Genomic DNA, 18,654 nt, shown 5'->3' on the forward strand with positions numbered 1-18,654 from the left:
AGCTTTGAGCCTACGCGTCGGAGGTGAGGATTATGAAAATCAAATCGCTCTCACTTCTGCTCGCTTCACTTACCGTCGCCGTCTCTCTGACCTCCTGTGAGGAATTCGCTGGCCCGTATGCTTCCGGCTATGGTTATGGCGGTGGGTACTCGTCCCGGCCAAGCTACTACGGCGGCGGCTACAACTCGCGGCCAGTAGTGTCATACAACAGCTTTAACAGCTACAGCTCGCGGCCCTATTCCGGTTATTCAAACCGCTCTTACTCCACGCCCAGCTTCACTTCATTCTTTGGCGCGCCCTCGCATCACTCCAGCCGCGGGTACTCATCTCCTTCCTACGGCCATCACCAGCACCATTCGTCCGGTCACTCCGGCGGTGGCTTTTCCAGTGCTCCCTTTTCCTTTGGCGGCAGCTCTCATCACTCCGGTGGCAGCACGCACCATTCCGGCGGCAGTTCCGGCGGCAGTTCCGGTGGCTTCGGTGGTGGCGGATTTGGCGGCGGCACGACGCACCACTCTAGCGGTGGCTTCGGTGGTGGATCTTCAGGAGGCTCCGGTTTCGGCGGCAGTTCCCACCACCACAGCAGCCACTCATCTGGCGGTGGTTCACACGGTGGATTTGGCGGCGCTCCATCCGCTCCATCGGGCGTTGGCGCTCCCAGCCACTCCAGTGGCGGACATCACAGCGGCGGCCGTCATGGCATGCATTGAGAGTCGGAACGACCCTCAAGGAATCTGATCATTGCAACGCCCGGAGGTTTTCTCCGGGCGTTGTGTTATACACCGATTCAGCTCACTCCTGCGGCAGGTGGCCAATCACACGCGGCTTGCCCGCGCCTTCCCACAGCATCAGCGCGGGGCCTTTGTTTTCCTCCGTCGCATCTCCGCAGAAAAACACGCGCGGCGTGCCGCCAATCTCAATGGCACAGAACCCGGCCGCGTATTCCATGTCATCCGCAATGACCTCGGTTTTGTTCAGCGAGTAGGACATGGCATCGAGCTGATCTTTCGCGCTGGGAGACTCGTTGGAGGTCGGCGCGTACATGGGCTTGGCAGGCAGCGGCGTGCGCAGTATCGCGGACATGTGGCGCCCGCGCAGCTGGGCGTAGATCCATTTTCCTGCCGGAGCCACATGCTGCACCCACATGCTGCCACCATTGGCCTCGTCCGTGTTCATGATGGCCAAAGGCGCGATGCGTGCTCCCACCAGCGTGCCCAGACGCTCCGTACCCGTATCGTCATCCGCCTGAATGCCACCTTCCCACACATCGCCGTCGCTGATGAAAAACAGACGGCCGTCGTTGGAAAAAACACCGCCCGTCGCGCTGCTCACGCGGCGGCAGAAAATGGACAGAAAGGTGTGTTTGCCGCCCGGTTTGCGACCGTAGAAAGTCCCCATGCTCGTCGCGTCAGCCGTTTCATTGCCACTGACAAAAAGACAATCCGTGAGCGGCGTGCCCGGCACCGTGGCCACGAACAAATCCGTCGCGCCCACCACCGGTGTCGTGGCGTAAACGCGTTTCACTGGCTTCGCTGCACCGGGCGTCCACACCCACACACCCTCTTTGGCCAGAAACAGCGTTTCACCCTCACTGCCTGCGGCCACGCTTTCGATGCTCTCGTCCTTCAGCTCCGCTGGCAAAGGCGCCTGCGTGATCTTTCCCGTGGCAATGTCCACCTGCACCAGCCCGGAGCGGCCCCGGCTTCCGAGTCCCATCGTCACTGTCCTGCCGTCTTTCGAAAAGAAAGCCTCATTGGCTATGCCGGATTGAAATGAAAACGTCAGGGCAAGAGAAGCACTGACAAGAAAAACCGGAAGTCGTGAGATGCTCATGGCGCACGGGTTAAGGCAGCCTGCTGGCAAGTCAATGCGCATCAGCCAGCGCCATGATTCTTCGGGCTCATGCAAAATATGGGGAATAAAAAACGCCCCCAGCACATCTCATGAATCGTTCCCTTTAATACCCCCCAACCATGAAAAAAACCATCCTCCTCATCCTCGCTGCCGCCTCGAGCCTCGCCCTGGCCAGCGACTTCCCGAAAGGCAGCCCGGACTTCAAAGACAGCAGCACCGTCGCCATGAGTGCCGCGAAAAAATCCGGCAAGCCGGTTATCCTCGTCTTTTCCGCCGCCTGGTGCCCACCCTGTCAGGCCATGAAACATGACGTCTATCCCAGCGCCGAGGTGAAGGCCTTTCACGACAAATTCGTCTGGGCCTACATCGACATCGATGATGCGCGCAATGAAAGCGTCGCCAACAAGTACGGCGTCAACGGCATCCCGCACATCGAGTTCCTCAATGCCGAAGGCAAGGAGGTCGCCAAACAAGTCGGCGGCACCTCCTCCGAAGAGTTCGCCAAGACACTCCAAAACGTGCTGGCCAAGGCGAACAAATCTTGATGAGACGGGCTCAATGGATTGGCACGTTTCCAGAAACGGCACCGTGCTCACCAAGTCATAATAGGGTGTCTTGAAGGCCAACGGCCTTCCGTAACATAGCCCAGGGGTGCCGAGCTTTAGCGAGTGCTCCCCTGGGTTGGTCCACGGTCTTGCTTCTTCTCAAGCTCGAACCCTGAAGGGGTTCCGTCCCGCGCCACCCATGACGCAGCCAAGAACCTTTCGACTCCTCAGATCTGTGAATATGCTGTCGGCACCAGCACCAGGTTCGTGATGCGTGACACGATCTCCTTGTCCGTAAAGCCGGGCGTCGTTTTGAGCTTCGTCCATTCCGGATCGACGCGGAAAGTGTTCCATGCCTGATCCTTCGCTGCGGCATCGCTGAAGCTCAGCATGTAGGTCAGGTTGGGCATCAGCGGCCCCAAGATGGTTTCGCCAAAGAAAACGGCGTTGAGTCCGCTGCGCTTGAAGATCGCCAGTTCGCCGATGTTGAACATCTCGATCTTCTTCTTCCCCGTCTTCTCGCTCGGGCTCTCATAGATGCGCAACTGGTAAACCTGGCTGCCCTTCACCGGCACCGCCATCGCAGGCATGCCTGCGATGCCCTGCGTCAGCCAGCTTTCCACGCGTTCGTACACCGCATCCGCCGCCGGTGCATCGAGGTAAGCCGCGCCCTGCTTCTGCAAGGCCGCGTCTGCCAGCAATTCCGCACTCTTCGCGAGTTGATCCAACGAGCTGTACCGCAGCACCACATAAACTACAGGCGTCCCTTCCGCCTTCTCCGGCAGAAACACCCCCACGTTTTTCACGCCGAGACGGTTCAGCGCCGGAATCGCCGCATCCTTCAGGTAAGTCTCCAGAACACTCTGTTTCTCCGCACTCTTGAGAGTGTACTTCCGAATTTCAAAATACTCCCGCGCAGCTCCGTTTGGCTCATCAGCCGCAGGCAGGTTTTGAATGGCGCCGACCAGCCCGCTGGCGGCCACGGTGGATTTGAGGAAAGTGCTTCGAGTCATGAGAGGGTTCGTAGATTAAGTGTTGGAATAGAAACGCTGTGCTTGGCTCAGCGAGCACGTCGCGTGCGGCTGGGAGTTCTTTTCTTGGATCGTGTCGGGGTGGGCTTGTCTTGCAATCTCTGCTCGCGCGCAAAAATCTCCATTTCACGATTCAGTTCGGCACGCAGTTCGTCCTCACTGGGAAGCACGAGCCGGTATTTGCTGGCAAAAAGCTGTTCATGACCGTGCAGCACGGAATAGCGCACCACGCTGGCATCCTTGTGGGCGCACAGAATGATGCCCACGGTGGGTCCGTCTCCCGGCCCCCGATGCTGCTCGTCATACATGCGCACATACATGTCCATCTGGCCAATGTCTTGATGCTCCAGCTCCCGGGTTTTGAGATCGAAAAGGACAAAGCATTTCAGCACGTAGTTGTAGAAAACCAAGTCCACGTAGAAGTCCTTCGTTTCCGTGCTGATGCGTTGCTGCCGCGCCACAAACGCGAAGCCCTTGCCCAGCTCAAGCAGGAAAGATTGCAGATTGCTGACGAGCGAGTCTTCCAGATTCGACTCCAACAGCTTGCCTGTGCCGGGCAGTCCCAGAAACTCCAGCACGATCGGATCACGAATAAAGTCGCGCGGGCTGGGCGCTTCCAAGGCCAGATTTTGCACCGCCTCCACCTTCACGGCTTTTTTGTCCCGGCTCCTCAGCAGCCTCTCATAGTAAAGGCTGCCCATCTGCCGTTCCAAAGCGCGCGTGCTCCAGTTCTGCGCGATGGACTCACGCACATACCATTCACGGGCTGCTTCATCATCCACGCGCAGAAGAAGGCGGTAATGCGTCCAGCTCAATTCAGGACGCACTGCGTCTAAATTTGAAAAGGCAGCATGGAACTGTCTCATCTTGTAAAGGTTCGAGGCATCATATCCACGGCCAAACTCCGTTGTCAGCTTGTCTGCCAGCCGTCTGAGCAGGCCGGCTCCATATTCAGCCCGCTGCGCTCCCTCTTGCTCAAACTCCACGATATGACGGCCCACCTCCCAGCAGGTGCGCACCTGCATCACGTCGACAGCGCGCAGCAGCTGCGCTCGGGATTCCAGAATCAGCCCGCGCAACTGGCTCAGCAGCCGGTCAAAACCATGACCCGCCTTGACGATGGATTGCCTGGGCTTCTTCGGTAAGGGCATGCGGCCCAACATTGAACGTCGCCGTCGGACTCTCAACCACGTTTCTCCACAAACCCTCGGATCAGTCAGCAGCCTTCATGTTGATAATCGAATCACTTTGGGCTTTCTGCGTGCCTAGCTGCGAAACATTCCCTGTCTCAAAATCCGCCACCGTCAGCACCTTGTTTTGCGCCGCCGCTGCGGCAGTCAGCATAACGAAGAGAAGAGCGATCAGGTTGGGTTGCATCAAGCGATGTGGGTGAATCAGGCTTGGATGATCGTCAATAGATCGGCCAGTTCTTCAAAGTGAGCGTCCTTGCAATAAAGGGGCAGGCCATGGCTTTTGGCGGTGGCAGCGATCCAGAGGTCGTTTTCTGGAATCGGCCTGCCTTTGAGAGCGAGAGCTTGCTTGAGTTCGGCATAAGCAGTGGCTGTTGCGTCATCAGGCAGGAGGATGACAACCTCACGGTAAAAGCGCTCCCATTGTTCGATGGCACGTCGGCTGTTGCCCGCGCGCTGGATCCCGAAGCGCATTTCTCCAAGAGCTGTGAGCGGAAGGTAAAGCTCTGTGGCCGCCTTGAGCTTGGCAGCAATCACAGGATCACCAGTCCGCATATGACGAACGATGACGCTGCTGTCGAGGGCAAGGCTACCAGGCGTTTTCATCCACGGTGCTGCATTCGGCCAGGGCTGTTTCGAGTGCTTCGCCTTCTTCGCCAGTCAGACTGCCAGCAGTGGCGTCGATCATGTTTGCGCGGCGCATGCGGCGTTCTTCGATCAGAGTTTGAATGAAATCGGCTGTCTCCTCCAGTTGGTCGGCTGGCAGGCGTCGCAGTTCATCCATGAAGGTCAACGCAGTCGTCATGACTCAATAATACACTCAGGGGCATTGATTGTCGAGATGGATGAAAACGTACAGGTGCGACATGTTTGTTTTTGGGGTTTCCTTCACCCCACCTTCGCCACTGCGCCCGCCAGCACCCCATGACACTTCTTCGCCGCAGCAATCGGCTCATACCCCGGCTTGCTGAAGATCTGCCCGCTCACCTCCACCACCACAGGTCCCTGGTACCCATGCTGCTTCAGCGCCGTGAAATACTTCACATAATCGGTCTTGCCCTCGCCCGGCAGCAGAAACTGGAACTTCGCAGCATCACCCGTCGCGTCCTTCACGTGAATGAACTTCGTGCGCGGCAGCAGCAGCTTCATGCTTTCCTCCATGTCGATGCCCTGCAGCTCAAAGTGGCTGTAGTCATACGTCACCTGAATGGACGGAGACTTCACCTGCTCCAGCAGCCACAGCAGTCGTTCAGGCGAGTTCACCGCACTGCCCACATGCGCCTTGATCGCGATGGTTGTCTTCTCCTTCTCCGCCACTTCCGCCCATGCGTGCAGCTTCTCTACCATGCCCGCCTTCTGCTGCTCCCACGTCGCCGGTTTCCCACCGCACACCGTCTCGATGATCGGCGGCTGCGCGGCGTTCATGTCGCGCGCCACCTGCGCCGCATCCTTGATGCCCTGCAGGTTCAGCGCATGCGCCTTGTCATCTGCCGTCAGGCTCAGGTTCACCATCAGGCAGGGCAGGTCCAGCTTCAGCGCCGCAAGCTGCTTCACCGCGTCAGCCCGCGCTTCCGCCGTAAAAACCTTCGGCTCCGTAGGAAACCCCGCATTCAAAGCCAGCTCCACATTCGCATAGCCGATCTCCGCACACACTTTCAGCGCCTCGCTCAAAGTCAGCGTCTTCATCCCATACAAACTGAAACCCAGACTCACACCTCCCGGCGCCGCAGCACGCGCGAATGATGGCAGGGCGGCAAACCCCAGGGCAGTGTGAAGAAAATGGCGGCGTGTGGTCATGAGAGATGGGTGGGTGGACTTGTCTGATAAACTACCGGGCGCTGCATTCCTTGCATCGGAAGTTTCACCGCCATCATGTCGAATCAGTGAGAGACAAAACGCCGCCGCCGCGTTTCCGCGACTTCCCACTCCTCCGACCATGACACGCAGCTTCCATCACATCGCCATTTGGGCTTTCGCACTCCTCTCACTTCCCATGGCGGCCGGCGCGGCCGGCGAAGCGAAAACACTGAACGTCCTCTTCATCGGCAACAGCTACACCGCCCGGCACGATCTCTCCACCGTGGTCAAAGCCATGGCCGAGGCCGGCAACTCGGGCCTCACCTTGAACCGCACCGATGTCATCTACGGCGGCCGCACCCTCAAGGACCACTGGCGGCTCGGTACACAAAACATCGTCAAACAATCTACCCTCACCGAAGCCGAGGAAAAAGCCACCATCGCCGCCCTCGAAAAAGATGCCGCAGACCCCAAGGACAAATACGCCAAAAGCGCCCTCGCACGCCATGCCGAAGTGCTCGCCAAGCTCGAGGCCAACCGCAAACCCTGGGACATCATCGTCCTCCAGTCCTATCGCGATGACATCGAGGGCGATCCCACACTCTATGCCGAATACGCACCCAAGTTCGCCGCACTCGCCAAAGCCCAGGGCGCACGTGTCATCCTCTATGAGACCACACCCAACACGCAAAACCCGCAGCCCCTGACCAAGGTCCCCGATCCCGCACCCATCCTGGCCAAAGAGCGCGCCATCGCCGCACTCGCCAAGCGCATCGATGCCTCCGTCGCCCCCATGGCTCTCGTCGCCCTGCGCTGCCAGACCCAGCGCCCCGATCTCACGCTGCGTTTCATCAATGACGCCCATCTCAATCAGACCATGTCCTACCTCACCGCCTGCACCCTGTATGCCGCCATCTTCCATCAAAGCCCCGTCGGCCTCCCCATCGACTCCGTCACCGACATCCGCACCATGGAAACTCCCACCCACGACAAGACCAAGGACCGCGACGGCAACCCCATCACCCGCAAGTTCTCCGACAAGGACCGTGCCGACCTCCAGCGCATCGCCTGGGAAGGCTGGTCGGAATTTCAGAAGCTGCCGTGATGGTTCCATCACGTTGCCGCCGTACTTCACCCCATGAGGAAGAAAGGGAACTCCATAAAGCAGGTGCCTTGCGCCCTCTTCCTTGGCCTGTGCAAGGCTGTGACGCTGCATGCCGCAGAGACCATTTCACCTGATGATGATGGTGCGATCCCGCGTCCGGTGAACATGGAAGACTTTGACGCGCTCGTCACAAACTCCCCCTTCACCCGCTCCCTCGGCGTCTCCGACTCACTCATCCTCACCGGAGTCGCCCACTTCGAAACAGACACCTTCGCCACCCTGCTCGACACCAAAACCTTCGAGTCCCACGTCGTCTCCAAGACCCCCAATTTCCAAGGCTGGCAGCTCGTCGGCGTCGGCGGCAATTCTGCCGAGATCCAAACCTGGTCCGCCAAGATTCAGATCCCCGGCGGTGAGGTCATCTCCGTCCGCTACCAAAAGCCCCCGCCCAGACCTCCTCGATCCAAATCAGGCGGCAGCAGCTCCGGAACCTCCGGTGGCAACGCTCCACCGCTCACATCTTCCCAGCTCAACGAGGCCAAAGCCGCCGCCGTGAACTACAAGGAAGGCTTCTCCTCAGACGGCTACCCCAAGGCCCCGCCCCCCGAGATGGTCGCCAAACTCTCCCGCCTCAGCACCTCCCAGCGCGAGACCATCAACCAACAAATGCTCGGCCTCCGCAACCAAGGCCTCGGCCTCGACGAACGTCGCAAAATCTACGAAGGCCTGGTGGATCGTTCGTTGCAACGGCGGTAGTCGGATTCTGAATCGGCCCGTGCAGTCTCTTTTTGAGAGGTTGCAGCCCGTTAACTTTGTGGCATTTCGTTGAGCATGACCATCACCCTACCACCAGCTCTGGACGCACTCGTGGCCAGGAAAATGGCCTCCGGGATGTATGCGGATGAGGGCGAAGTGGTGCGCGACGCCTTGCGGCAGATGGAGTCACGGGAATCAGCGCTGGTACTGTTACGCCAGGAAGCCTCCTTGGGCTTTGACCAGTTGAATCGTGGCGAGGCCATCGAAATGGATCGTGACGCCTTCATGAATCACTTCCGCAATCGCAGGCAGGCTGCATGACCTTCCGTCTGGCTCAGGCTGCCATCGAAGACCTGGAGTCCATCGATGACTACACTTTGCGCACCTGGGATGCCGAGCAGGCAGACCGCTATCTGGCGATGCTATGGGCCGCCTTCGAGCGCATCGCGGACAATCCAACTCGCTGGCGTTTGCGCTCAGAACTTCATCCTGACTGCCGCATCTGCCTGGCAGGCCGACATGCCATCTTATTCCGCGTGAAGGATGACCGTGTCGAAATCGCCCGCGTGCTCCATGATGCGATGGATTTTTCTCGTCATGCCGAAGACTTATTTCAGGAGAGCTGATCGATGCAGATGCGCCTGCTTTTGCTAGAGGCCTCACCCAAACAACACCATCTGCCCCGCGTCCGCGTCACTCACGGCCTTCTTCCTCACCTTCGCCGGCACACTCGTCGCCACCGGCACCTCCTTCACACTCTCCGCAGGCTGGTGCCCCGCCTCAAGCTGCTGCAGCACTTCCTTCGCGCGCTCAATCACGTTTTCCGGCAGGCCCGCGAGCCTTGCCACCTGGATCCCATAACTCTTCTCCGCGCAGCCCGGCATGATCTTGCGCAGGAAGATGATCTGCTGGTTCCACTCCTTCACCGCCACGTTGTAATTCTTCACCGCACTGCGGCTTTGCGCCAGCGCCGTGATCTCATGGTAGTGCGTCGCAAACAACGCACGCGCGCCCACTTTGTCATGGATGTGTTCGGCCACGCTCCACGCGATGCTGAGCCCATCAAACGTTGAAGTGCCGCGCCCGATCTCATCCAAGATCACCAAACTGCGCTCCGTCGCATTGTTCAGAATCAGCGCCGTCTCGTTCATCTCCACCATGAAGGTACTCTGCCCGCGCGCGATGTCATCGCTCGCGCCGATGCGCGTGAAGATGCGATCCACCAGCCCCACCTCTGCGCTGAACACCGGCAGGTAGCTGCCGATCTGCGCCATCAGCGTGAGCAGCGCCGTCATGCGCAAATACGTGCTCTTCCCCGCCATGTTCGGCCCCGTGATCAAAATCAGCCGGCTCTCCTCCGGCTCCAGCGTGATGTCATTCGGCACAAAGCGCTCGCCGCTCGTCAGGTTCTGATCCAGCACCGGATGCCGCCCATCACGGATGAACAAATTGCGCGTCTCATTCAGCACAGGCCGTGTGTAGTTAAACAACCGCGCCGTTTCCGCCAGCGAGCCCACCGCATCCAAAATGGCAATCGTCTCCGCCGTCTCCTGGATGTGTACCAGATGCTCCAGCACACGGCTGCGCAGCCCCAGAAACTCCTCATACTCCAGCGCCTTGCTGCGCTCCTCACTGCCGAGGATCTTGTCCTCCATCCGCTTCAGCTCATCCGTGATGTAGCGCTCGCCATTCACCGTCGTCTGCTTGCGGTGATAGTCCGCCGGCACGCTGCCGACGTTCGCTTTCGTGATTTCAATGAAGTACCCAAAGACCGCGTTGTATTTAATTTTGAGACTCTTGATCCCCGTGCGCTCGATCTCACGCTGTTGCAAATCCGCGATCCACTGCCTGCCCAGCGTCGAGGCCGCGCGCAGTTCATCCAGCGCAGGCAGGTAGCCCTCGCGGAAGACGCCGCCTTCCTTGATCTGCATCGGCGGCTCATCCGCGATCGCACGCTGAATCTCCTGCGAGATCCCCGTGAGATCATGCAGACGCGCCAGCAGGAGCGGGATCATCTTGATCCCTCCTTCAGAAAGCGACTCGGCGTCCTTCTCCGCGATCAGCTGCTCCAGCGCCGCACGCAAAGCCGGCACCACTTCCAGCGACGACGCCAGCATCAACAAATCACGCCCGTTCCCACTGCCCTGGCTGAGGCGTGAGCTCGTCCTCTCCAAATCGCGCACCTCCTTCAGCAGCGTGCGGATCTGGCTGAAGAGCATGCTCTCCTCCAGCAGCGCCGCGATCATGTCCTGCCGTTGCGTCAGTGCTTCCAGATCTCTGAGCGGGTGCAGCACCCAGTGCCGCAGTTTGCGCGCACCCATCGGCGTGCACGTGCGGTCCAGCGCGCTCAGCAGCGTATGCGCATTGCCACCCCGTGCCGTCACCAGTTCCAGATGGCTCTGACTCGCAGCATCAATGAGCACCACATCGCTGATCTGCGCATACCGCAGGCGTTGGATATGATCGACACTGCGCCGCAGTTGAAACTGCAGATACTGCAAAATGCAGCCCGCCGCACCGATCGCCGCGCTCAGCCCCTGGCAGCCAAAGCCATCGAGCGATTGCACCTTGAAATGCTGCGTCAGACTGTGCTGCGCCTGATCAATCAAAAACAGATAACTTTCAATGGGCTGCGCACAGCTCGGACTGCCGAGCGCCGCGATCAAGTCCCCCTGTTCCTCGCTGTACAGCAGCTCGCTCGCCTGCAGTCGCTCCAGCTCATCCGCCAGTTCCGTTGTGTCCTTGAACTCCGCCACCTCAAACTCACCCGTCGTGTGGTCCACATACGCCAGGCCCAGCTTCTTCCCCTCGCGAAACACGGCCGCGAGGTAGTTCGATCGGTTCGAGTCCAGCAGATTGAGATCATTGATCGTCCCTGCGCTCAGCACCTGAGACACCGCACGCTCCACGATCTTCCCCGGCACCGGGTCCGTCGTCTGCTCCGCGATGGCCACCCGCTTGCCCGCCTTGATCAGCTTCGCGATGTACCCCTGCGATGAGTGATGCGGCACCCCGCACATCGGCACCCCGTTGCGCTTCGTCAGCGCCACATTGAGGATCGGCGAGGCCGTCTTCGCATCCTCAAAGAACAGCTCATAAAAATCCCCCAGGCGAAAGAACAGCAGCACGTCCTCCGGCAGTTCGCGCCGGATGGCGAGGTACTGCTTCATCATGGGAGTGGTGCTGGCGTCGGACATGGGCGGGGGCAAGGAATCAAGAGGTTGGACGGAAGGTCAAGATGGAGCAATGACGAATGACGATTTCGGAGCCGCGCGAAGCGAGACACACGAATGAAAGGGGCCCGCAGGGCGAGCAAAGCGAGTGAACGATGAAATGCCTCTGCAGCGCCGCCACCCTGCCAAACCTGCGTTTGTCCGCTGCCCAACTCACGTCCTTCGAATAGGCAGATTCAGCAGGCTACGCCGTGGTCACGGTCAATGGCTCCCAGGTGGCGGCTGCAGTTCACGCAGGGTCACACACAGGAGCCTTCCAAACACTGAAGATTTCAGTGGGATGAAGTGTGCGCTTGATCAGCAGCAGCATGTTTGCAAAATAGAACATTATGAACCAACCCCAGCGCGAAGCCCTGTTCGACATTCTCAGTCTCTCCATCTATGCCGACGCGCACATCTCCCTGACCGAAGATCGTCTGCTGGAGTCCGCCTTTGTCGCCGAAGGCTGGGATTCGGAGTACCCGAAGAGCCTCTTTATCGACGAGTCCCTGGCCCGCGCCCGTGAGGCTGCCGAGAGCGACGACGCCATGTTCGATTACATCAACGAGAAGGCGCAGGTCTTCACCACCAAGACCGCGCAAAAGGAAGTGCTTGGCGTGGTCAAAAACATCCTCAAGAGCGACGGCGAAACCCACGAGGAAAACGAGTTCTACAATCTGCTCGTTCAGGCCCTGCCGAAGACGAAGTAGTTTCCGAGTCCGCTCATGAAGAGCAGAAGATTAAGCGCTGCGGCCAGCAGCGCTGGGAGCTAGGGCCGCCAGATAACAGTCAGCGGCCCTAGATGGCTGCATCGGCTGGTTCGGCGTTCGATTCCAGGTTCCAGTGCGCCGGGTAGCCAGTCTTCGGAAAGATCTGCCGGGCTTCCTGCAACATCTCCAACCAGTCAGCACGTTGGTATCGATCCGACAAGTGGAACAGCACCAGTTCCTCGACCTGAGCCCGTTGCGCCAGAGTCGCCGCAAGGACCGTGGTCATATGGAAGTTTTTCCTGGCCAGTTCCATGTCCGCGTGGCGGTACTGCCCTTCGCAGATCATCACCCGGCAGCCACGCAAGGCTTCGGTCAGGCGCTCCATCGCCGCTTCATCCAGCATGAAATCCGTCAGATAGGCGATTGAGTCCCCGGGCGTTTCGACGATCAATCGCTCCCGGAGCTCGCCCATGGAGTGCGTGACACCATCGATCACCACCACCTCGGAGCTGCTCGTTGACTCCTTCAACTGCTTCAGCCAAGGCCCCGGCCGCAAGCCCAAGGACGGCAGCCGGGAGGTGTCAATGTTCCGCCGCGCCTTCTCACGGACTACGTAGGCCAGCGTGGGGGTCCGGTGGTCCATCGTGACAGCATCCACGGCGCATCCAGCACCATCCCAGAGGGTTCGGACATACGGCTGCGCCCCTTCGTCATGCGCGACCGCGAAGGCCTCACGCAGCTCCAAACGGGCCGTGTGGATCTGCCCGGGATGGATGTCGGAGATACGCAAAGTCGCCGACATCTCCTCATGCAGGTTCCACAAGAATCCTTGGCAGCGGTGTTGCAGGATGCGGATGGTTTCCGGCGGCCCCCAGATCCGGTTTGGCTTGGTCTGCCGGTTGAATATGCAGCGGAAGAACGAGTCAAATCCCCCCACATGATCCATGTGCAGGTGCGAAAAGAACAGGTGATCAATCGCCTGGATGTCGGCAAACGGCAGGTCAGAAACGCACCCTTCGCCGCAGTCGAACAGGAGGCGTTCGACGGCCTGGCCGCTGTCCACCTGCACCAGCAGAGCGTTATCCCCGCCAGCGGTCCCTAGGATGCGGAAAGAGATGCTCATCGTCATTGCTACCGTTCAGGTGCCGGACGTCAAGGATCAGGCATCAGTGGGCATCATCGCAGGCACGGCCCTGTCGCACCCCTCACTTCACCACCGGCTCACCCAGGTGCTTCTTGAAGAAAGCCGCCGCGATGTCCACCGTCTCTGCGCACCACGGATCTTTCATCCAGAACGGATGCGGCGCGTCCTTCAGCGTATGCACGGCGGTTTCGATGCCGAGCGCCTTCAGCTTCTCCATCATCTCCGCACGGCCCACTTTGAGCGTGTCTTTTTCCCCTTCGATGTAGATCGTCGGCGGCACCCCGGCGCGCACGTGATTGATGGGCGAGGCTTCTTTGTAAACCTCCGGTTTTTCCAGCGCATTGCCGCCAAAGAAGAGGATCGCGCTCTCGTTCTTTTGGAAATAGTTGGAGTCCACAAGGTTCTGCGTGGCCGCCATGACGATGCAGGCCTTCACCGCGCTGGATTGATCCTTGAACGGGCCTTCACCTTCAAATTCGGGCAGTCCCGTCGTCATCGCAGTCAAGCCGGAGAGATGCCCGCCCGCAGAGCCGCCCATGCAGCCGATGCGGTCAGGGTCAATTTTGAGCTCCTGCGCATGCGCACGCAGGCATCGCAGCGCGGCTTTGCAGTCGTGCAGCGCCGCCGGGTATTTCGCTTCGGTGGAAAGGCGGTAGCTCACCAGCGCGGTCACGAAGCCGCGTTGCGCCAGGCGCTCCATCATCGGCTTGTCAGCCTCCACCTGCCGGGCCTTCCAGCCCCCGCCATGAATGTCCAGAATGCAGGGCCACGTTCCCGCCGCATCAGGCACATAAACGTACAACTCCACCGTGTGCTCAGGATACTTCGCGACCTCGATCGTCTTCAGCGTGAATCCGGCCGGAGTCTGCGGCTTGAGCGCCTTCCACTTCGGGCCGTTGGCACCGGCCTTCGCCGCCGGTTTGGGGTCGGCAGCGTGCAGGGCGCTCAGCGCAAGAGAAAGGGCAAGGCAGAGGGAGAAACGAAAATGCATGGGCATGCATAACGCCCCCAGAACCTCGGGTCCTAGCGTTATTTCTTCGCTTTCGGCACCGTGCCCATTTCTGCCGAAGGACGTTCGGAGGCTTTGCGCAGGGCTTTCCTTGGCGGAGGAGGCGCGCCGGGGTCAAAAGGTGCTCCGCCGACCACCTGCGCTCCGCCTTGGGTCATGATCAGGGTGGGCCGGTTGCCTTCCGGGTCTTTGTAGTACGTGCGCTGGTGCACCTTGCCATCCGGGTTCACCACCACGTGGCAGAAAACATGCGGCATCGCCAGGAACAAGACGTGCAGCTTGTTATGCACGTCGATGCTGATCTGTGGCTGCACCGCCATCATCGCAGGCCCCAGCAGGAATGTGGCGATGTAGGCTCCGCTGCGGTCATCCGTGATGCGGCAGTAGAGCTGCAAATCATCCAGCTCGCGAAACAGGATGACCTGGTAGCGGCGCTGACGCCCGGCTCCGGTGAAACCCTGCGGCACACCAAACGGCTGGTCAAACATGTTCGGCTTGGAGTCCGTGATGGTCATGCGCAGTTTATTGGACATGAAGTACTGCCCGGAGATTGGGTGCAGCACATTCGCAAGAATGGTGAAGGTTCCCAGGCTGGACGTGGAATAGCCGCCGGAAATTTCCACCGTGTGCTTGGTCGTGCCACCTGCCGGCAGGGTGATGGGCTCCTCCGAACTGATCCCCACAGGGGCCAGCCGCTGCCCAGTGGACTGGGTGATCTCAAACTGCAGCCAGTCGGGTGCGCCATGGCCGCCCACGATCACATCCGCACCGGAACGGTTGGTGACAGTCACCACCGCCACCACTGGCTCGCCCGTGAGGAATTGATTTTTCAGCAGGGTCAGATTCGTGACGTATTGAGCACGGGCCTGGCCGCAGCACAGGCAGAGGATCAGGAGCAGGAGGAGGCGGTTCATAAGCTTCAAGATTTGGGTTTGGCTGGCGGTGCAGTGCTGGCAGCGGGGGCGGTGCTGCTGGCGGTGCGGAAGCCGCGCGCGAGTGTAGCCTCATTCGCGGATTCAGGAAAGCGTCTGTCGGTGAGCAGCTGGTCGTTGCTCTTCAGGCCGAAGTGCCCGCCACGCACCACGGGCACCTTGATGTCGATGTAGTCCGGGTGCGAGGGCCATTCGCCGGACTGCGTTTCGCCCGCAGTCCATTCGCTCACGTTCCCGGCCATGTCACACACACCGTAGGGGCTGACGTCCTGCGTGACGCGTGTGATCGGCGCCCAGAGATTGTACCCGTCGATCTTGCCACCTTTGCCTTTCGGCGACGCATCGTAATCATCGCCCAGGTTGGCCGCCTTGCTGTTGGGCTTGTTGCCCCAGGGGTAGATCCAGCCGTGCTCACCACGGGCGGATTTTTCCCACTCCTGCTCCGTTGGCAGGCGCTGGCCGTTCCATTTGGCAAAGGCATACGCATCCCACCAGTCCACCTGGGACACCGGTGTGTTGAGCGTGATGCTCTCACCGTTGAACGTGGTGCCCGCTTTGGCGGCGGCATAATACTGGCCCCACTTCACAGGCTCATGGCTCGTTTTGGTCTTCGGTTGCAGGGAATGATCAAAGGCTGTCGTCGGCGCTTTTTTCAGTGCCTTCAGAAAGTCCGCATACTGGCCGATGGTGACCTCATTCTTGCTGATCCAAAATTCCGGCAGATTGATCTTCTCATTCTTTTGATAAATGAATGTGCCGGCTGGGATCTTCACCATCTCGATGGGAAGCGCCGAAGCATTGGCAGTTGGCAGGGTGTTGCTGCTGTTCATCAAGGCGCCGAGGCCTGCGACCACCGCCAGAATGAGGACGATCATCACCCAGACCCACCAGGGTTTGTTGCCGTTGACGTTTACCGGCAGCGTCTCCGCCTCGATCTTGCGCACGATGCTGCGCTCACGCATGTCGTCACGCACATCATCGAGCGCGTTCAGCAGTCCGTTCCAGTCGTGGTTGGCATCGGCCAGCGATTGCAGCAGTCCACGGGACTTGCCCTCTGCGGCGATGGGGCGCATCAGGTCCAGAAAAGCCTTCACATCCGCCTGCGGATCGCGCTTTTTGGCCACGGACGGGCGGAAGAAATTCACGATGCTCGCCTGATGGTCCGCATCAATGTAGATGTCTCGCGGCGAGATGCTGCGATGATGGTAACCACGCTCCGTGGCAAACTGCATGGCCTCCGCCACTCCGAACAAAACCTCCGCAAGGCGGCGCTCGGTCAGCATCTCATCCGTCAGCTCGATCTCCGACAAACTGCGGCCGCGCGGCAGTTCGCGCGTGTAAAACAACCAGCCGTTCGTCTCACCCGCCTCATACAGCGGGGCGATGCGTGGATGCATCAGCGAGGCCTTCACCCGCTCACGTTCCTTGAACTTCGCCACCACATCCGGCTGCTTCAGAAACTCCGGCTTCAGCAGCACCAAGGCCACCGGTCGTTGCACGGTGATCTGCAGCGCGCGGTAGGTTTCAGACTCCCGTTCAATGTAGAGCCGCTCCAGCACCTGGTAGTTTCCCAGCACGGTGCCAGGCACCATGACCGGTGGCGGTTCGTTGGACTCCACCGGCAGCGTCAGCAGCGCTCGCACACGATCCAGCAGCTTCTCCGGTGTGTAAGGTGCATCCTTGAGCACCAGGCCGTCGGCGATCTGGTCTTCAAATCCGGTCAGGTCGTAGCGGGTCGTGAAAAGAACCCGTGTTTGCGGAAATCGTGCGCGCACCGTGTCGCGCAGCGCAAAGCCGGTTTCCTGCGTTTGAAAAATCGCCTCGGTCACGAGGATGTCGAGTGAGTCGGCTTTCGCCACCCACGCAGCCGCCTGGGACGGGCTGGCAAAATCAACCACGGTGTACCCAGGGAGGTTGTCCCTGAGCCAGATGGTTCGGGTGCCGCGCAGTGCGGCATTGGAATCAACAAACAAAAGAGTCATGCGGGCATGTCAGTGGCGATCATTTTCCCATCGGCGGGAGCAGCGGATTCACACCCGCAGGAGCAGCGCCAGGTGTGGTTCCGAACTCCAGGAGATCGCGGGGCTCGGCAGCCACATCCTGGAGTTTGTTGTTGTAGTAGAGCCGGAGCATGTACCCGTAGTACGAACGGCGTCCATGCTGCTGGATTTCGGCGGGGGAAAGGGCGGGCAGGTGATAAACGACGTCCAGCAGCTCCTCGCCGGTGCCGTTCCAGTCCACAGGCGCGGACTGCCAGGATTCGACCGGTTCAGGGGCGATGGTCTGCGCCACTGTTTGGTTGTTCACTCGGTCAAAAAAGAACACCTCAAGATTCAGCTCCTGCGAATTGATCGGACGGTTGCCCGCACGGGAGATGGGGACATGCAGCACGTAGCGTTCGCCGGAGGGGACCTGGAAATCACGGATCGCCTGGCAGGCGCCGAGGCGCAGAAACTTTTCACCGTCCGCACCGGAGGCAGCCGATAATGCAGGTGCCGACACCGCTGCCGAACCCGCGCCCAGCCTTCGTGAGGCAAGTTCAAAATAACTGCCCGCCTTCGTGGCTCCGAGAAGCTGAATGCGCCGCCATGCGTCCGTCGCCTTGGCCGTGATCCCCATCTGTTCGTAGGTCTGCGCCATCTCGGCAATGATGGCCGGATGATCCGGCGTCAGTTCATCCGCCTTGCGCAGCAGTTCCAAAGTGCCCTGCATGTCGCTCAGGCCGCGGAGCTCCTTGGCCGCCGTGATGACGTAGTTCACATCCCGCAGCAGTGCCGTGGCGGCATCGGGTTTGGAGTTGGGTCCAGTCGGTGCTGTCGTCTTGAATCCTGCAGCCTGCGTGCCAGACACTGACGGAGGCGCGGAAGTCAGAGAAGTCCCAGGCATGGCAGGAGCAGGTGCAAAAGTCTGAGAGGTCCCGGGCAGGGCAGGAGCTGGGGCCGCAGGAATAACCGGCGTCGCGGCGGTGGGCGGAGCCTGGGGGATGTACGCTGGGGCGGGCATGGGTGCCGCAGCTCCGATTTTGTCGAAGGAACCGATGGGTGGCGGAGCATTCGACACAGGGGGCGCGGCGGGTGGTGCTGGCATCAAAGACCCCGGCAGGGGGGGGGCAGTGACGGCACTCGGTGGCATGGCGATCTGGCCGATCTCCGGCACCATGCTAGGCACAGGCGCTGGCAGAGTCGGCGCGGCTGCCATCGGGCTCTGTTCCGCAGCAGGAGAAGGGTGGGCTGTGAGCAGTTTGAACGCCAGGCTGAGCTGCACCACCGCCAGCACGCATAGCGTCCCCATCGCAACCGCAGTAGAACGATCACGCTCGGAAGACAGAATGGTAGATGGAGGAGTCACAAGTTGCTGAAAAAGACGCTC

The 18,654-nt window shown here is 60.1% G+C and carries 20 protein-coding genes; 7 read left to right on the top strand and 13 right to left on the bottom strand.

From position 1 onward, the window contains the following. Positions 1 to 32: 32 nt before the first annotated feature. Positions 33 to 710, top strand: a complete 678-nt coding sequence (locus AC24GY_RS05910; protein WP_487681119.1) for a hypothetical protein — start codon at positions 33 to 35, stop codon at positions 708 to 710. An 82-nt stretch (positions 711 to 792) separates the two neighbouring features. Here the strand turns inward: AC24GY_RS05910 and AC24GY_RS05915 are convergent, their stop codons facing one another. Further along, positions 793 to 1,833: a hypothetical protein gene (locus tag AC24GY_RS05915; RefSeq protein ID WP_487681121.1), complete on the bottom strand. Its 1,041-nt coding sequence runs from the start codon at positions 1,831 to 1,833 to the stop codon at positions 793 to 795. Between the two features lie 140 nt (positions 1,834 to 1,973). Here AC24GY_RS05915 and AC24GY_RS05920 point away from each other — a divergent pair, with 140 nt between their 5' ends. Further along, complete coding sequence (locus AC24GY_RS05920) at positions 1,974 to 2,399, top strand: thioredoxin family protein (protein WP_487681123.1); 426 nt, start codon at positions 1,974 to 1,976, stop codon at positions 2,397 to 2,399. Positions 2,400 to 2,626: 227 nt separating this feature from the next. Here AC24GY_RS05920 and AC24GY_RS05925 read toward each other — a convergent pair whose 3' ends face one another. The 6 genes from AC24GY_RS05925 to AC24GY_RS05950 all read right to left on the bottom strand — a co-directional run bounded on the left by AC24GY_RS05925 (position 2,627) and on the right by AC24GY_RS05950 (position 6,417). After that, the gene (locus AC24GY_RS05925) at positions 2,627 to 3,412 is read right to left on the bottom strand and encodes an NIPSNAP family protein (RefSeq protein WP_487681125.1); all 786 of its coding nucleotides are present in this window, start codon (positions 3,410 to 3,412) and stop codon (positions 2,627 to 2,629) included. Positions 3,413 to 3,459: 47 nt separating this feature from the next. Beyond that, a complete protein-coding gene (locus tag AC24GY_RS05930) occupies positions 3,460 to 4,581 on the bottom strand; it encodes a PDDEXK nuclease domain-containing protein (protein ID WP_422321475.1) in 1,122 nt (373 codons plus the stop codon). A gap of 61 nt (positions 4,582 to 4,642) precedes the next feature. Further along, complete coding sequence (locus AC24GY_RS05935; RefSeq protein WP_422321476.1) at positions 4,643 to 4,807, bottom strand: hypothetical protein; 165 nt, start codon at positions 4,805 to 4,807, stop codon at positions 4,643 to 4,645. Between the two features lie 17 nt (positions 4,808 to 4,824). Then, entirely contained in the window at positions 4,825 to 5,226 is a 402-nt protein-coding gene (locus tag AC24GY_RS05940; RefSeq protein WP_422321477.1) for a PIN domain-containing protein, read from the bottom strand. Next, complete coding sequence (locus AC24GY_RS05945) at positions 5,210 to 5,425, bottom strand: hypothetical protein (protein WP_422321478.1); 216 nt, start codon at positions 5,423 to 5,425, stop codon at positions 5,210 to 5,212. Before AC24GY_RS05945 ends, AC24GY_RS05940 begins: the two co-directional genes overlap by 17 nt. A gap of 83 nt (positions 5,426 to 5,508) precedes the next feature. Next, the gene (locus AC24GY_RS05950) at positions 5,509 to 6,417 is read right to left on the bottom strand and encodes a sugar phosphate isomerase/epimerase family protein (RefSeq protein ID WP_487681129.1); all 909 of its coding nucleotides are present in this window, start codon (positions 6,415 to 6,417) and stop codon (positions 5,509 to 5,511) included. 139 nt (positions 6,418 to 6,556) lie between these two features. Here AC24GY_RS05950 and AC24GY_RS05955 point away from each other — a divergent pair, with 139 nt between their 5' ends. The 4 genes from AC24GY_RS05955 to AC24GY_RS05970 all read left to right on the top strand — a co-directional run bounded on the left by AC24GY_RS05955 (position 6,557) and on the right by AC24GY_RS05970 (position 8,904). Further along, positions 6,557 to 7,522, top strand: coding sequence for a hypothetical protein (locus tag AC24GY_RS05955; protein ID WP_487681131.1), 966 nt, complete (start codon positions 6,557 to 6,559; stop codon positions 7,520 to 7,522). 63 nt (positions 7,523 to 7,585) lie between these two features. Further along, positions 7,586 to 8,278: a hypothetical protein gene (locus tag AC24GY_RS05960; protein ID WP_487681133.1), complete on the top strand. Its 693-nt coding sequence runs from the start codon at positions 7,586 to 7,588 to the stop codon at positions 8,276 to 8,278. 75 nt (positions 8,279 to 8,353) lie between these two features. After that, positions 8,354 to 8,599 carry a ribbon-helix-helix domain-containing protein gene (locus AC24GY_RS05965; protein WP_487681135.1) on the top strand — a complete coding sequence of 82 codons (246 nt, stop codon included), beginning with the start codon at positions 8,354 to 8,356 and terminating at the stop codon, positions 8,597 to 8,599. After that, a complete protein-coding gene (locus AC24GY_RS05970) occupies positions 8,596 to 8,904 on the top strand; it encodes a type II toxin-antitoxin system RelE/ParE family toxin (RefSeq protein WP_487681137.1) in 309 nt (102 codons plus the stop codon). Before AC24GY_RS05965 ends, AC24GY_RS05970 begins: the two co-directional genes overlap by 4 nt. 33 nt (positions 8,905 to 8,937) lie before the next feature. On the opposite strand, the gene mutS is transcribed toward AC24GY_RS05970, so the two are convergent. After that, positions 8,938 to 11,475, bottom strand: coding sequence for a DNA mismatch repair protein MutS (gene mutS, locus AC24GY_RS05975; RefSeq protein WP_487681139.1), 2,538 nt, complete (start codon positions 11,473 to 11,475; stop codon positions 8,938 to 8,940). Positions 11,476 to 11,840: 365 nt separating this feature from the next. Here mutS and AC24GY_RS05980 point away from each other — a divergent pair, with 365 nt between their 5' ends. Next, complete coding sequence (locus AC24GY_RS05980) at positions 11,841 to 12,200, top strand: hypothetical protein (RefSeq protein WP_422321486.1); 360 nt, start codon at positions 11,841 to 11,843, stop codon at positions 12,198 to 12,200. 88 nt (positions 12,201 to 12,288) lie between these two features. Here AC24GY_RS05980 and AC24GY_RS05985 read toward each other — a convergent pair whose 3' ends face one another. The 5 genes from AC24GY_RS05985 to AC24GY_RS06005 form a co-directional block, all read right to left on the bottom strand. After that, positions 12,289 to 13,323, bottom strand: a complete 1,035-nt coding sequence (locus AC24GY_RS05985; protein WP_487681141.1) for an MBL fold metallo-hydrolase — start codon at positions 13,321 to 13,323, stop codon at positions 12,289 to 12,291. 82 nt (positions 13,324 to 13,405) lie between these two features. Then, positions 13,406 to 14,335 carry an alpha/beta hydrolase fold domain-containing protein gene (locus tag AC24GY_RS05990; protein ID WP_487681143.1) on the bottom strand — a complete coding sequence of 310 codons (930 nt, stop codon included), beginning with the start codon at positions 14,333 to 14,335 and terminating at the stop codon, positions 13,406 to 13,408. Between the two features lie 38 nt (positions 14,336 to 14,373). After that, entirely contained in the window at positions 14,374 to 15,267 is an 894-nt protein-coding gene (locus tag AC24GY_RS05995) for a hypothetical protein (protein WP_487681145.1), read from the bottom strand. A 5-nt stretch (positions 15,268 to 15,272) separates the two neighbouring features. After that, on the bottom strand, positions 15,273 to 17,267 hold the full coding sequence (locus tag AC24GY_RS06000; RefSeq protein WP_422321490.1) for an SUMF1/EgtB/PvdO family nonheme iron enzyme: 1,995 nt from the start codon (positions 17,265 to 17,267) through the stop codon (positions 15,273 to 15,275). A gap of 19 nt (positions 17,268 to 17,286) precedes the next feature. Next, positions 17,287 to 18,633, bottom strand: coding sequence for a hypothetical protein (locus AC24GY_RS06005; RefSeq protein ID WP_487681148.1), 1,347 nt, complete (start codon positions 18,631 to 18,633; stop codon positions 17,287 to 17,289). Positions 18,634 to 18,654 lie beyond the last annotated feature (21 nt).

The organism is Prosthecobacter sp. Pr1, assembly GCF_057652315.1.

Bases quoted from the DNA above. Each gene is read 5' to 3' on its own strand.
- AC24GY_RS05910 (WP_487681119.1), top strand. From the start codon at position 33: ATGAAAATCAAATCGCTCTCACTTCTGCTCGCTTCACTTACCGTCGCC.
- AC24GY_RS05915 (WP_487681121.1), bottom strand. From the start codon at position 1,833: ATGAGCATCTCACGACTTCCGGTTTTTCTTGTCAGTGCTTCTCTTGCC.
- AC24GY_RS05920 (WP_487681123.1), top strand. From the start codon at position 1,974: ATGAAAAAAACCATCCTCCTCATCCTCGCTGCCGCCTCGAGCCTCGCC.
- AC24GY_RS05925 (WP_487681125.1), bottom strand. From the start codon at position 3,412: ATGACTCGAAGCACTTTCCTCAAATCCACCGTGGCCGCCAGCGGGCTG.
- AC24GY_RS05930 (WP_422321475.1), bottom strand. From the start codon at position 4,581: ATGCCCTTACCGAAGAAGCCCAGGCAATCCATCGTCAAGGCGGGTCAT.
- AC24GY_RS05935 (WP_422321476.1), bottom strand. From the start codon at position 4,807: ATGCAACCCAACCTGATCGCTCTTCTCTTCGTTATGCTGACTGCCGCA.
- AC24GY_RS05940 (WP_422321477.1), bottom strand. From the start codon at position 5,226: ATGAAAACGCCTGGTAGCCTTGCCCTCGACAGCAGCGTCATCGTTCGT.
- AC24GY_RS05945 (WP_422321478.1), bottom strand. From the start codon at position 5,425: ATGACGACTGCGTTGACCTTCATGGATGAACTGCGACGCCTGCCAGCC.
- AC24GY_RS05950 (WP_487681129.1), bottom strand. From the start codon at position 6,417: ATGACCACACGCCGCCATTTTCTTCACACTGCCCTGGGGTTTGCCGCC.
- AC24GY_RS05955 (WP_487681131.1), top strand. From the start codon at position 6,557: ATGACACGCAGCTTCCATCACATCGCCATTTGGGCTTTCGCACTCCTC.
- AC24GY_RS05965 (WP_487681135.1), top strand. From the start codon at position 8,354: ATGACCATCACCCTACCACCAGCTCTGGACGCACTCGTGGCCAGGAAA.
- AC24GY_RS05970 (WP_487681137.1), top strand. From the start codon at position 8,596: ATGACCTTCCGTCTGGCTCAGGCTGCCATCGAAGACCTGGAGTCCATC.
- mutS (WP_487681139.1), bottom strand. From the start codon at position 11,475: ATGTCCGACGCCAGCACCACTCCCATGATGAAGCAGTACCTCGCCATC.
- AC24GY_RS05980 (WP_422321486.1), top strand. From the start codon at position 11,841: ATGAACCAACCCCAGCGCGAAGCCCTGTTCGACATTCTCAGTCTCTCC.
- AC24GY_RS05985 (WP_487681141.1), bottom strand. From the start codon at position 13,323: ATGAGCATCTCTTTCCGCATCCTAGGGACCGCTGGCGGGGATAACGCT.
- AC24GY_RS05990 (WP_487681143.1), bottom strand. From the start codon at position 14,335: ATGCATTTTCGTTTCTCCCTCTGCCTTGCCCTTTCTCTTGCGCTGAGC.
- AC24GY_RS05995 (WP_487681145.1), bottom strand. From the start codon at position 15,267: ATGAACCGCCTCCTCCTGCTCCTGATCCTCTGCCTGTGCTGCGGCCAG.
- AC24GY_RS06000 (WP_422321490.1), bottom strand. From the start codon at position 17,267: ATGACTCTTTTGTTTGTTGATTCCAATGCCGCACTGCGCGGCACCCGA.